This is a genomic window from Paenibacillus sp. Y5S-9 (assembly GCF_036894235.1).
Lineage (GTDB): Bacteria > Bacillota > Bacilli > Paenibacillales > Paenibacillaceae > Paenibacillus.
On sequence record NZ_CP145887.1, the window covers coordinates 3,171,693 to 3,185,962 of the forward strand.

Annotated in this window: 12 protein-coding genes; all 12 read left to right on the forward strand. The window is 45.7% G+C overall.

Going from position 1 to position 14,270, the window contains the following annotated elements:
* The first annotated feature begins 3 nt into the window (after positions 1-3).
* Positions 4-870, forward strand: a complete 867-nt coding sequence (locus tag V6669_RS14095; RefSeq protein WP_036608294.1) for a sugar ABC transporter permease — start codon at positions 4-6, stop codon at positions 868-870.
* A gap of 22 nt (positions 871-892) precedes the next feature.
* Positions 893-1,717, forward strand: coding sequence for a carbohydrate ABC transporter permease (locus V6669_RS14100; RefSeq protein ID WP_076211825.1), 825 nt, complete (start codon positions 893-895; stop codon positions 1,715-1,717).
* An 18-nt stretch (positions 1,718-1,735) separates the two neighbouring features.
* Positions 1,736-4,537: an alpha-mannosidase gene (locus tag V6669_RS14105; protein ID WP_338594481.1), complete on the forward strand. Its 2,802-nt coding sequence runs from the start codon at positions 1,736-1,738 to the stop codon at positions 4,535-4,537.
* Between the two features lie 209 nt (positions 4,538-4,746).
* The gene (locus tag V6669_RS14110) at positions 4,747-5,394 is read left to right on the forward strand and encodes a restriction endonuclease (protein WP_338594482.1); all 648 of its coding nucleotides are present in this window, start codon (positions 4,747-4,749) and stop codon (positions 5,392-5,394) included.
* A 185-nt stretch (positions 5,395-5,579) separates the two neighbouring features.
* Complete coding sequence (locus V6669_RS14115) at positions 5,580-6,113, forward strand: DUF5412 family protein (RefSeq protein WP_338594484.1); 534 nt, start codon at positions 5,580-5,582, stop codon at positions 6,111-6,113.
* Between the two features lie 266 nt (positions 6,114-6,379).
* On the forward strand, positions 6,380-7,384 hold the full coding sequence (locus tag V6669_RS14120; protein ID WP_338594485.1) for a Gfo/Idh/MocA family oxidoreductase: 1,005 nt from the start codon (positions 6,380-6,382) through the stop codon (positions 7,382-7,384).
* 24 nt (positions 7,385-7,408) lie between these two features.
* A complete protein-coding gene (locus V6669_RS14125) occupies positions 7,409-8,332 on the forward strand; it encodes an AraC family transcriptional regulator (RefSeq protein ID WP_338594486.1) in 924 nt (307 codons plus the stop codon).
* Positions 8,333-8,344: 12 nt separating this feature from the next.
* A complete protein-coding gene (locus V6669_RS14130) occupies positions 8,345-9,442 on the forward strand; it encodes a Gfo/Idh/MocA family oxidoreductase (RefSeq protein WP_338594487.1) in 1,098 nt (365 codons plus the stop codon).
* Positions 9,443-9,594: 152 nt separating this feature from the next.
* Positions 9,595-10,308: a glycosyltransferase family A protein gene (locus V6669_RS14135; protein WP_338594488.1), complete on the forward strand. Its 714-nt coding sequence runs from the start codon at positions 9,595-9,597 to the stop codon at positions 10,306-10,308.
* A gap of 359 nt (positions 10,309-10,667) precedes the next feature.
* On the forward strand, positions 10,668-11,420 hold the full coding sequence (locus tag V6669_RS14140; protein WP_091030905.1) for an FCD domain-containing protein: 753 nt from the start codon (positions 10,668-10,670) through the stop codon (positions 11,418-11,420).
* Complete coding sequence (locus V6669_RS14145; RefSeq protein WP_338594489.1) at positions 11,417-12,628, forward strand: M20 family metallopeptidase; 1,212 nt, start codon at positions 11,417-11,419, stop codon at positions 12,626-12,628. Before V6669_RS14140 ends, V6669_RS14145 begins: the two co-directional genes overlap by 4 nt.
* The gene (locus V6669_RS14150; protein WP_338594491.1) at positions 12,625-14,190 is read left to right on the forward strand and encodes an ABC transporter substrate-binding protein; all 1,566 of its coding nucleotides are present in this window, start codon (positions 12,625-12,627) and stop codon (positions 14,188-14,190) included. Before V6669_RS14145 ends, V6669_RS14150 begins: the two co-directional genes overlap by 4 nt.
* The last annotated feature ends 80 nt before the right edge of the window (positions 14,191-14,270 follow it).

The following is a 14,270-nucleotide window of genomic DNA, read 5'->3' on the forward strand; positions in this document are numbered from 1 at the left end:
CTTATGAAAAGGAAAGCACCAGGTTCATTTCTGTTTCTTATGCCTTCCGTACTGTTATTACTTGTGTTTTTCATTGTTCCCATCATTCTGACGATCTGCTTTGCCTTTACGAACATGGCTCTGACTGGGGCGGCAGCCAAGAGTTTGGAGTTTGTTGGATTCCAGAATTTCATTAATATGTTCCATGATCCGGACTTCCGCATTAGTGTGTGGCGTACGCTGGTCTTTCTCATCTTCTCCGCAGTGATTGGTCAGGTATTGCTTGGGTTCATTCTGGCTCTTCTAATGAAGGAGAAAAATGTGACGTTCCGCCGGGTCATTGGTATCATCGTCATTGCCGGTTGGGTGACACCCGAGATTGTTGTGGCATTCTGTATGGTGGCCTTTTTCAGTGACAATGGTTCATTGAATCAGATCCTCGGCTGGTTTGGGGCAAATCCAGTCTCCTGGTTGTTCAGTTTCCCTATGGTGAGTGTCATTATCGCAAATATCTGGCACGGAACGGCCTTTTCGATGATGGTCTATCAGTCGGCACTGGATGATATCCCGAAGGAAGTTGAAGAAGCTGCAATTATTGACAGTGCCACCGGGTTCCAGATTGTCAGACACATTACGATTCCAATGGTAAAAGGGTCCATCGTGACCAACATGATGTTGGTCACCCTACAGACACTGGGTGTGTTCACGCTGATCTATACGATGACCGGTGGTGGCCCGGGTACTTCAACACAAACCTTGCCGATCTTCATGTATAACCAGGCCTTTGTGAACTATCAGTTCGGATACGGCACAGCCATATCTCTGGTTCTGTTGTTCATCGGTATTATCGCCAGCCTGTTCTACATGCGATCCATGAAAGTGAAAGTGTAACCATGAAGGAGGTTCGATCCCTATGGTCAAACATGGGCTTCAACGCAAAATCCAGTACGGGATTTTAGTTTTTCTAGGGCTCTGTTTTTTATTGCCGCTGCTCTGGATCATTTTGGCTTCATTTGACCCGAACGCGCAACAGGGCATCAAAATGCCCAGTACCTGGACCATTCAAAATTTCAAGGATGTACTCGGGGATTCGAGCAATCTTCGTTCATTCGGTGTGGGCCTGATTCTGTCGGGAGGGCAAGCGATATTGGTTGTTCTGGTATCTGTTCTTGCTGCGTATCCTTTATCCCGTTATGAAATGAGATTCAAAAAAAGCTTCTTGTTGTCCATTCTGTTCATGACAGCTCTTCCGATTACTGCCGTGATGGTTCCGGTATTTCAGATGTTTCTGTTCTTCAAAATGCAAAACAGCATCATTGCCACGATGCTGTTCTTGACCGCATCCTCACTTCCGTACGGCATCTGGATGATGAAAAACTTCATGGATTCGGTGCCGATTGATCTGGAAGAATCGGCATGGATTGACGGTGCGTCCGTATGGAACGGCTTGAGACGAATCGTGGCTCCGCTGATGTTGCCCGGTATTGCAACAATAGCGATATTTACCTTTTCGGGGAGTTGGGGTAACTTCTTCGTGCCATACATCCTGCTCCAGACACCGGAGAAACTGCCGGCATCGGTCACGATCTATCAATTCTTCGGCAGCCACGGCATGGTTGAATACGGCAGATTGGCTGCATTCTCACTACTTTATACGATGCCTTCAGTTGTGTTATATATCTTCTCCCAGCGTTACATGTCCAAGGGCTTCAGCATGGGTGGGGCAACTAAAGGCTAATGACAGGAGGTACGCAACATGACAACCAAAAAGACGGCACATCTCATCTCGCATACCCATTGGGATCGCGAATGGTATATGCCTTATGAGCATCATCATGTACTGCTCATTGAACTGGTGGATAAACTGCTGGACACGTTTGATCAGGACCTGGAATATCGCTATTTCCATCTGGATGGGCAGACGATTATTCGCGAAGATTATTTGCAGGTTCGGCCCGAACAACAGGAGAGACTTGACCGTTATATTCGTGAAGGACGTATTCATTTTGGCCCATGGTATGTGTTACAGGATGAGTTTCTGACCAGCAGCGAGGCCAACTTGCGTAATCTGCTCATCGGTCATCGTGATGCTCGACCTTTAGGTGTGATATCCAAGACGGGATACTTCCCAGACTCATTCGGAAATATGGGACAGGCACCGCAGATTCTGCAACAGGCGGACATTCATAACGCGATTTTTGGGCGTGGGGTAAAGCCTACGGGATTCAATAATGCGGTGGTTGATGCAGACAGTTACGAATCTCCATATTCCGAGATGATCTGGCGTTCGCCGGATGGTTCGGAAGTACTCGGCATTTTGTTCGCGAATTGGTACTGTAATGGGATGGAAGTTCCGGTTGATTCAGAGAAAGCCCGAGCGTATTGGGATAAAAATCTGGAAGATGCCGAGAAGTTTGCCTCGACCCCACATCTGTTGTTCATGAATGGTTGTGATCACCAGCCGATCCAGACGGACCTGCCCGAGGCATTACGTACGGCAGCGGCTTTGTATCCTGATGTGGAATTTATCCACTCCAATTTTGACGATTACATTGAGGCGGTTACGAAGGATGTCCCTGAGCATCTGGCGACCATTGAGGGCGAGCTTCGCAGTCAGCACACGGATGGTTGGGGAACACTGGTGAATACGGCATCCGCACGAGTTTATCTGAAACAGATGAATCAGCTGGGGCAGACGTTGCTTGAAAAAGTAGCCGAACCACTGGCCGCCATGGCGCATATGGCCGGGGTGAAAGATTATCCGCACCATCTGTTGACACATGCATGGAAGATGCTGATGCAGAACCACCCACATGATAGCATCTGCGGATGCAGTGTCGATGAGGTTCATCGTGAGATGGTGACCCGCTTTGCCAAGAGCAGACAACTTGCAGAGAAATTGGTTTCCCAGAGCGCGCAGGCGATTGCTGAGTCCATTCGTGTGCAACCTGCTGAGGCTTGGGGAGAGGAAGCGGTGCTGTTCACCGTGTTCAACACGAGTGGGTGGAATCGAAATGGAATCATTGAGATGGATCTGATTGTGGACAAAGCATTTTTCCCGGAAGGTCCTAACCCTCAGGCACTTGCGCAGAAGGTGGAAAAAGATGCACTACCAGTGTATCAGCTGGTCGATTCGGATGGACAAGTGTATTCGGCAGAAATTAACGATCTGGGTGCACATTTTGGCTATGAACTTCCGAAGGATCGCTTCCGACAACCTTATATGGCTCGTAAAGTAAGAGTGACTTTCCAGGCGGTGGATGTACCTTCGCTGGGATATAAGACTTATGCTCTCATTCCAGTAGAGAAGCAAGCAGAGAATGTTGAGATTGTAGAAGTGCCCGATACGAGCGAACTCATCCAGGTGCAGGGAATGATGATGGAGAACGGTCAATTGCGAGTGACGGTTGAAGAGAATGGTACGGCTACAATTGAAGATAAGGTCTCCGGTGCTGTATACAGGGGATTAAATTCATATGAGAATACCGGTGATATCGGCAATGAATATGTCTACCGTCAACCGGAGGGAGAGACGACACTGACCACGGAGCATCTGAAGGCGGACCTGCGGATTGTGGAGCAGTCTCCGTATCGGGCAGTTATGCAAAGTGTATTACGCTGGGATATTCCTGCTGGAGCAGATGAACTGTTCGAGCTGGAGAAGCGCCAAATGGTTCCTTTTACAGAACGGAAGGCACAGCGAGTCGAGAACACTGTTCCCTTGGTGATTACGACAACGTATACGTTGGAAGCGGGCAGTAATATGGTCAAGGTAAAGTCTGACTTTAACAATCAGGCCAAGGATCATCGGTTGCGCGCACTCTTTCCATCAGGACTGCTGACAGAGGATCATTATGCGGATTCCATTTTTGAAATCGCCAAACGTTCCAATACACCGGCCAAAGAATGGGTGAATCCGAGTAATGCGCAGCATCAGCAAGCGTTTGTACATGTGACCGATCGTGATCATGGCTTGATGATTGCAAACAAAGGGCTGAATGAATACGAGGTTTTACAGCATGAAGAGGGCAGTACGATTGCGGTTACGCTGCTACGTGCCTCTTCGGAACTGGGAGATTGGGGTGTGTTTGAAACACCGGAAGCCCAATGTCTGGGACATCAGAGTGTGGAATATGCGATTATTCCATTTGCGGGCGATGCCGCACAGTCAGGTGCATGTGCATCCGCATATATGTATCCGATTCCGTGGACGACTGTACAGCTAGGGGCATTAGCACGCACGTTTGAGCGAGAAGGTCATGCCGGAGCTGATGGGCACAAGGTGGAGCTGCCTCTGTCGAAGCAATGGCTGGCGTGGAATGCACAAGGTTCGTCACTGGCCTTCTCCACATTGAAGATTGCAGAGGAAACTGGAGATTTAATTGCTCGCTGGTATAATTTGAACTCCGAACCGGTTGAGTTAAACGTACAAACTGGATTCGAATGTGCCTCCGTCTATGAGAGCGATGTGCTGGAACGGGTTAAGGGCACGTTGGAGGGGCACAGCCAGACGGTATCGGGGTACAAAATAGTTACACAAGGGTATGCGTTACGTTGAGTTGATTTTGAACATCATAACTATAGAAACCTTCTGTTCACGTTATTATGTACAGGGGGTTTTTGTTAGTCAAAACATTGACTTATTGAAGGGTGCTATAGCGGCGTTATTACTCGTTCTAAGTTCTTTTTATCCAATAAAATAATTAATTTCCAATATAGAAAAATGTGGTATTATTGTGCTAGTTTGTTGTAATGGAGGTAGAGCTAATGATCTATATTTTATTTGTATTATTCGTAGTAGTAGTAGTTGTACTTAGCCTTTGGATTCTGAGTTTGACACGTAAACACAAGAGATCAGGGGGATTCACTGAGGAGAATTACGACTTAAAAGCCATTACTATCGCTGATATAGACAGGATGGAGGATGGCTCTGGCTTCGAGATGTACTTGTACAGATTGTTAATTGAGTTGGGCTATTCCGGGGTCTATAAAACGTTAGGAAGTCGCGATTTTGGGGCTGACGTAGTTTTCACTGATCGGGAAGGTGTTAGAAATGTCATTCAAGTAAAACGATACTCAATAGAGTATCCAGTCGGCATCAGCGCTGTACAAGAGGTGTTTTCTTGCATGAGATATTACAAGGCTAAGAAAGCAATCGTAATTACTTCATCCCACTTCACAGAGTCGTGTGAGACATTAGCTGGTATTAACTTTGTAAAGTTGATTGATCGAACTGACTTAATTCATGTGATTGAGGCTTTTAGAGACGGTGATATAATTGAGGCGCGTAACATCATTGAAGCGGAACCGAGGATGATACTTGAATCCTGGTCAGAAGCGAATAGCAATACGCTACATGAGGTTCGAAAAGATTACAAGGCAGAAAAGTATGTAAAAAAAGTGATGAGTAAGTGAACATATGAACTAATCAATAGATTTTGTGTTGAATGATTAACAAACGAGCGTCCTATTTAAAATGAATGATTTTGGTGGCTTTTCATACATAATATTTAATTCTGTATTTATTCAGGGATGGAGATGGGTGACACATTCAGGTTCACTAAGTGTGATCTATTTGTGGGAAGAGGGGGTTCATTTTAGTGAGGAAATTAAGCTGGGTTACTTTATTTTTAGTGCTTTTGTTGTACTTTATTTCGATGTGTTCACTATATTCTCATATGAATAATAAATGGCTAGTTAGTCCTCCTAACTATGTAATTCTAATTCTTTCTATTTTAGGACTGGCTCTAGCCATACTTGGTTTTAAAGATACATCGAACAAGTCTACGAAGGTAAGAAGTTGGATCTCAACGGTTCTATCCTTAGCATTGATCTTCATCCTTTTGGGTGCTTTGTCATTTACATCGATATTTTCTGGGTACAAACAATTACTTACGACTACACATTCACCAGATAAGCACTATACAATAAGTTTCTATAAAACTGACGCTGGAGCCATGGGATCGTTTGGCGTTATGGGGGAATTGAAAGGCCCGCTTTGGTTTAAAAGAGTATTTTATTATGAGGGAAAGACGGATCAGGTAGACTTGGAATGGGTTGATAACCATACCATTTCAATTAATGATCAAAAAGTTAATTTATTAAACGGTGAAACTGTACGCCGTAGCCCTTAATTTTCTAAGATTTTTTTCTTAACTGATATCTAAAGTGAAATTCTTTTGCGGAGTTTCGCTTTTTTTGCGTTTCGAGAAAAAATGGATAGAAGAGAAGTGATCGTCATCAAGAATCCTTTGAAGTATTTTTATTAATGAATAGAAGAAGTTTAACATGTCGCAATTTTATACATTTATTGTCGTGAGTTTCTATTAAAAATAGATTAAGTCTGTGATAACTTATAGATAAATGTCAGAATATTATATAGTATGGAGGTAAGACAACAGTGACCATTCGAATTGGGAAAATTAGCTTGTGGCATGTTCACGCATGGGATTACATCAAGCAGGCACAGGAACATGAGGATACAGTCATCGCGGCTGTGTGGGATGAGGATGCCAAGCGTGGTCAGGAAGCGGCTGAACGCTTAAACGTACCATTTTATGCTTCACTTGAAGATATGCTCGCCAAGGACGACATCGATGCCGTTATTGTAGATGCGCCAACCCGCATTCATGAAGAAGTGATCACCGCTGCTGCAAAAGCAGGTAAACACATCTTCACGGAGAAGGTTATTGCCTCGACACAGGCGGAATCCAACAGAATCCTTAATGAGGTAAAGGCAAACAAAGTCAAAATGACGGTATCCTTACCTCGTCTGAATGCAGGGTATACGCTAACGATTCAGGATGTACTTAACCAAGGATTACTTGGCAAAGTGACTTATGTTAGAGCGCGTTTATCGCATGATGGAGCGATTTCGAACTGGTTGCCTGAACACTTCTATGATCTGAAGGATTGTCAGGGCGGTGCGCTGATTGATCTGGGTTGTCATCCAATGTATCTCGCCAAACTGTTTCTGGGTCAGGAAGTAACTGCGGTTAACGCCAACTTCGGATATATTACAGGCAAAGAAGTGGAAGATAATGCCGTTGCAACCTTGTTTACGGATTCTGGAGCAGTCGGCGTTGTTGAAGCTGGTTTTGTGAACAGCCATTCTCCATTTACGATTGAGGTTCATGGTACGGAAGGTACACTTCTGTACGGAACACCCGAAGAAAAGTTATTGATTCGAACGAAAGCCGCACAAGGACAATATGATGACTGGACTGAACTTCCTTTGGCAGACCAAAGAGAAAGCGTATTCAATCAATGGGTTGCACATATACAGAATGATACGGATGCAACTGAAAACGTGCAGATCGCTGTGGAGTTGACCCGTTTGATGGAAGCTGCGAATCTTTCAGCTAAGGAAGGGCGCAGAATTACTCTGAAAGAGTTGAAGGGTTAGTTTTTATTAAGGAGGTGTGCAATCTTGAGCCTGTATCCTTATGAGAAAATGCTTGAACGGCAGGATCTCCTGGAGAGATTGGATATTTCAATGGTTTGGGGACATTATGAGATTCGCGTGATGCGATTTCATCTGACTTCTTTTCCAGCGGGCCGAGTTGTGGATTTCCATAATCATGCGGAGTTTGAGTTTCATTTTATCCCAAGAGGTAAAGGCAAAGTTATTCTGGATGATCAGACACATGCACTCTCGGAAGGTATGCTTTATTTGACTGGACCGGGTGTCGTTCATTTTCAGGAGGCTGATGCTAAAGAGGACATGGATGAACTATGTCTTCATGTGGATATCGTTCACAAGCCAAGAGAACATGTCGATCCCTGGGAAGCAGCAGAATCCGAGGAAACGATGGAAAAGCTGAGAACGCTTCCGCTTACTCCGGTGAATGATTATCATCGGGCGATGCATTGTTTTTTGGAAGCCTATGAAGCATGTGATCAGAAATTGTTAGGTTATTATACATCGATCAAGCAACTGGTTATCAGCATATTACTCAAAACTGTGCGAGCATACGACACCGGGGGAGATCGTCCGGAAGCCCCTGTCCGGGATATGTCGGTATATCGCTATGAGTATGCAGTGCAGTATATGGAAGCGAATCACCCTACCGTGGTCACGCTGGAGCATGTGGCAGAGAAACTTCATATCAGCAGCAGACAATTGCAACGAATCTTCTACCAAGTACAGCCGGAGATGCCGTTCAGCCGTGTACTGGAGGATATTCGTCTGCGCGCCGTGTGCCGCAATCTGGAAGAAAGTAACGCATCCATTGAACAGATCGCTCTTGCTTCAGGATTCAATAATGCCAACTATTTGCATGCTGTATTTCGCAAACGGCTGGGGATGACCCCGTCGGCTTTTCGTAAAATGAAACAACCAATACTTAAGTGAGGGTGAATATATATGAGTAAAGTATATCGTATCGGAATTATTGGCTGTGGCGGAATCGCGAATGGCAAACATCTGCCGAGTCTGAGTAAACTGGATAATGTTGAACTGGTGGCTTTCTGCGATATCGTTCAGGAACGTGCGGATGAAGCCAAACAGAAATATGGCACTACTGAAGCCGAAGTCTACACGGATTATCAGGAATTGCTCAAGGATGAGTCTTTGGATATTGTGCATGTGCTTACACCGAATATTTCTCATGCCGAGATTTCTATTGCTGCTCTGGAGGCAGGCAAACACGTGATGTGTGAAAAGCCAATGGCGAAGACATCTGCTGAAGCACAGCTCATGCTGGAAGCGGCAGAACGTACCGGCAAAAAACTGACCATCGGATATAACAATCGTTTCAGAGAAGACAGTCAGTATTTGAAGAAGGTGTGCGAAGCTGGTGATCTGGGTAATATTTATTTTGCCAAAGCACATGCGATCAGACGTAGAGCAGTACCAACATGGGGTGTTTTCCTGGATGAAGAGAAGCAAGGTGGCGGTCCACTGATTGATATTGGTACGCACGCACTTGATCTGACGCTCTGGATGATGGATAACTATCAACCAAAAGTTGTGCTGGGTACGACCTATCATGAGCTTTCGCAACGTGAAAATGCGGCCAATGCCTGGGGCCCGTGGGACCCAAAACAATTCTCTGTAGAGGACTCGGCCTTCGGCATGATTGTGATGGAGAATGGCGCAACGATTATGCTGGAATCCAGTTGGGCACTGAACTCACTGGATGTGGATGAGGCGAAATGTAGCTTGAGTGGCAGCGAAGCGGGTGCGGATATGAAGAACGGACTGCGCTTCAATGGCGAGAAATTCAGCCGTCTATACACGAATGAGATTGAACTGAGTGCAGGCGGGGTAGCTTTCTACGATGGTAAGAGCGAGAGCGCACCGGATGTTGAGATGAGAAAGTGGATTGAAGCGATTGAGAACGATCAGGAGCCGGTGGTCACACCGAAACAAGCACTGGTTGTATCTCAGATCCTGGAAGCACTTTATGAATCTGCTCGTACAGGCAAGGCTGTGTACTTGAATAACGGTAATGAAGCATAGAACAGACATAAAACAATAGATTACAAAACCCTTTGTCCTGTTATTTTGTGGGCAGAGGGTTTTTGGTGTTTTGATCACTAGCTATTGGTCCATACCAGACTCTATTTCGGCACATATGATGAGAGAAAAATAAGCTGAAAAGAGGGTATGTCGTGACTAAACACAAAACGAGTCATGGTGTTTCCATTGTGGTATGTACCAATCGGCCGCAATTTTTTGAAAACATTCTGCAAAATTACAGTCGGCAGCATTTCAAAAGCAAAGAACTGATCATTGTTCTGAATCATGACCGTATGAATCTGGCATTATACCAAAACCGGGTTCGGAATCTTGCCAATGTTCATGTATATCAAGTTCCTGAGAGCATTTCGCTAGGACAAAGCTTGAACGCTGGCATGACAAGGGCTCGCTTTTCGTTGATTGCGAAATTTGATGATGATGACTACTATTCGCCGTATTATTTGACAGAGCAGGTGAGAGAACTTAGACGGACCAAAAGTGATATTGTGGGCAAACATTCGTGCCTGGTCTACTTGGGTGCGTCCAAGACACTGTTGGTCAGATCTCCGGCTGAAAAAAATAAACCGGTTGAATTTGTACAAGGGGGCACTATTTTATTCAAAAGAGAGATCTTGAAAAAAGTCCGCTTCACGGACCGTTCCATAGGGGAAGATGTAACCTTCCTGAGACAATGCAGGAAAAGAGGATTCAAAGCGTACGCGACCTCTCCTTATAATTATGTCTATCACCGCAGACAGAACAAAAAGAGTCATACCTGGAGAGTGGATGACAGCTTTTACCTGGAGGGAAGCAAAAAACTTGCGGTTACAGAGGATTTCAGACCCTTTGCTAATAAAAAGTTATAGAGGACAGAGTTAGATATATTAAACTAAACATTTACACAAAACGGAGAGGACAGAAATAACCTGAAGAAGCGGAGCGTTCGCCTTTATCTCCGGATTTACCCCTTTCAAAAAGGGATTCAAAGAAATCCGGGGATAACAGCGATCGGAAGGTTATTCTGTCATCGTAGTGGCTCGTGTAAATAACGAAGGGAAGATGCATCTGCTGCATGTAGATGCGTCTTTTTTGTGCCAAAATGCTTCAATTTGGAGGTGGTGAGAAAAAAATATGAATTTACTTGAAAAAAAGTATTGCATATAAGTTTAGTCGGAATTATATTAATGGTATAAGGTCTAGACCATATACAGATCGGAGTGTTTAGATGTCGAGTACGTTTTCATTTCGTTTTGAGAAAGTATCCACCAAAAAGGTCAGTGAATTCATTAGAGAACAACTGGAAGAAGCCATTATTCTGAAAGAATTGATGAGTGAAGAACAACTTCCAGCCGAGCGAGATCTGGCAGAGATTTTTAATGTAAGCCGCATTACGGTTCGTGAGGCACTCTCTTCACTGGAAGAGAAAGGTTTGATTGAGAAAAGGGTGGGTGCCAAAGGTGGAACGTTTGTACTGCCTCTGACAGCCAATTCGCATAAACGGACCAGAGAAGAAATTAAACGGGATTGGTCACAGATGCTGAAGGTGTTTGAATATCGAACCATCATCGAACCGGAGGGAGCTTTTCTCGCTGCTGAGCGGATCACCGCAGGCGAACTGGAGCTGCTTGAGGGTTACATGGAACAAAGTATAGAGCCAGACTGTACAAGGGAATGGTTCAGGGCGCTGGATGTAAAATTTCATCTGACCATCGCCAAGGCTTCGGGGAATCCATACTGCGAGAGAGCCGTCAGACAGATCCGGACGAAAATTAATCCGGCGCTCGACTTGATGCCTTATGATGACCGGATACGTACCGTCAATCACGGTGTACATATGGAGATTCTTGAAGCATTGAAAGCCCATGATAGCATCAAGTCTAAGGAGACGATGAAAAGGCATATCGAATTCTCGGCGGATGCAATCTATGCCCGTTTGGTTTCTGAATCAGATGAAAATGAAGGGAATGACAGCGAATGAATCGTTCAGAACTAATACAGCTGGCTCAGCCACTACAAGCCCAGTTAAGTGCTTGGCGCAGAGATTTACATCAGCATCCGGAAATCGGCTATGAGGAGCATCGCACATCCGCTATCGTAGCCGAGCATCTGGAAAGACTGGGGCTGGAAGTTACACGCAATGTCGGAAAGACCGGGGTTACAGGCCTGCTTCGCGGAGAGACCGATGGACCAACCTTCGCCTTGCGCGCAGACATGGATGCTCTGCCAATCCAGGATCAGAAAGCGGTGGAATACCGCTCGCAAGTGGAGGGCAAAGCCCATCTATGTGGACATGACGCTCACACCTCCATCCTGATGGGAGCCGCCCAATTGCTTACTGGCCTTGGAAGACCGAAATCAGGCAACATCAAATTCATTTTCCAGCCAGCGGAAGAAGGACTCGCAGGAGCAAGAGCCATGATCCAGGACGGTGTTCTAGAGAATCCGAAGGTTGATGCCATCGCAGGGTTACACATGACCCCTGGACAGGACACGGGAACCTTGGGTGTAAGTCAGGGCGTTGCATTTGCATCAGCTGATCCCTTGATTATCAAGGTGTTTGGCAAGGGTGGCCACGCAGCTCGTCCGCATGAGGGCATTGACGCGATCGCGGTATCCGCTCAGGTCATCACCGCATTGCAAAATATCGTCAGTCGCATGGTCGATCCACTTGAACCCGCTGTAGTCACCATTGGCAAAATCACCGGAGGTTATATGGGAACAGCCATCGCCCCGGAAGTTGAGATGATCGGTACGGTTCGTACACTCTCACCTGCCATTCGTGAGCGGATGCCAGCTTTGATCGAGCAGGTTGTCAAAGGGGTCTGCGAATCTTTTGGAGCAGGATACGAAGTCGTCTACGGTGATGGATACCCTGTTGTCGTGAATGATCTCGGCATGGTTGACCTGCTGACAGAGACCTGTGATCAGGTTAACGCGCAGAAGGGATGGAGCTATATCAAACCTTCCACAGGGGGCGAGGATTTCGCGTTTTATTGTGAACGGGTTCCGGGTGTGTTTTTCAGACTAGGATCTGGGAATGATGAGGAACGTACTCGCTATCCACTCCACCATCCCATGTTTGATCTTGATGAGACAGCGATGCCTTATGGTGTGGGCATGTTGTCCGCAGTAGCACTTGAATTTTTGGCACGGAATACAACTTCTGAGGGGGAGCAATCACAATGAAAAAAAGACAATGGACAGGCTTATGGATCACGTTACTGGCAATCGTAATGGTACTCAGCGCCTGCGGAGGAAAAACGACAAGCACAGATGACAATGCCGCAACAGAAGGAACAGGTAGTGGAAGCGCAAGTACAACACTGACCGTTGCTGCGGCAACCGATATCGAGAGTTTCGATCCGCACAACAACAACAATACCTCTAGTGAGGCCGTTCTGGTCAACGTTTTTGATTATCTGATCAAAAATGACAGTGAACAGAAAAAAGTTGCGGGACTTGCGACATCATGGGATCAAGTCGATGATACAACGTGGAGATTTAAGCTGCGTGAAGGTGTTACCTTCCACAATGGCGATCCATTCACTTCAGCAGATGTAAAATACACGCTGGAGCGCGTAGCCAAGGACGAGACACTGAAACAAAACAGTTATTTCAAAAATATCGTAGAGGTTAAAGCTGTTGATGACTATACCGTAGATATTATCACGGATGGTCCAGATCCGTTGCTCCTGAATCGTCTGTCCAAAATGGGAGCAGGCATTCTGCCAGCAAAATATATTGCGGATAAAGGATTCGATGCTTTCCTGAAACAACCAGTAGGCACAGGCCCTTATAAATTCAGTAAATGGACCAAAGATGATCGTGTGGAACTGGTGAAAAACGAGAACTACTTCGACGGTGAACCAAAATGGAATGAAGTGGTGTTCCGCGTTATTCCTGAAGCCTCCACACGTGTATCCGAATTGCTTGCTGGTGGTGTAGATGTGGCGTCTTCCATTCCGTCCACTGACATTGCTCGGATCGAAGGCGAAGCAGACAAGAAGATTGTCAAAGCACCAATCCAACGTGTGCTTCAGTTGATCTTCCGTCAGACAGAAGGCAGCATCACGGCTGATCCGAAAGTACGTGAAGCGATTGACCTGGCTATCGACAAACAAGGAATCGTGGACAGCATTGCCGGCGGAGCAGGTATCGTAACCCGAACATCCGTAACACCAGGCAACTTCGGTGCTGATCCTTCATTGTACAAAACGTCACTTTATGATCAAGCAAAAGCAAAACAGTTGCTGCAAGAAGCTGGATATGCTGAAGGTGAAGCCGAGATGACCATCTCCGTTTCCGCACAGTACAAAGAACAAGCTGAAGTTGTTGCAGCGATGCTGGAACAAGCCGGATTCAAAATCAACCTGGATGTCCTGGAAGCAAGTGCATTCAGTGAACGTTACAGCTCCAAATCATTCAAAGAAATCTTCATGATTGGTATTGGTAACTCCTTGTTCGATGCTTCGAACAACTACAATCGTTATATGTTGGAAGAAGCAAAAGGCGAGTCGGATTACAACAATCCTGAAGTAGAGAAACTGCTTCAATCGGCATTGGTGAACATGGACCCTGCGTCTCGTGAGAAAGAGTATCAGCAAGTACAACAGATATTCTCTGAAGAACGCCCAGCGGTATATCTGTACCAAATGGAAGGTGTCTACGGAACAAATGCTAAAGTGAACTTCGCGCCGCGCAGTGACGAGATGTTCTATGCTGACGAGATTACACCTGTTGCACAGTAACATCGGGTATAATAACCGGTCATTGAAAAGATAAGGCCGTGAACGGCAGGGACTGGATAACCATGTTCCTGCCGTTCTTT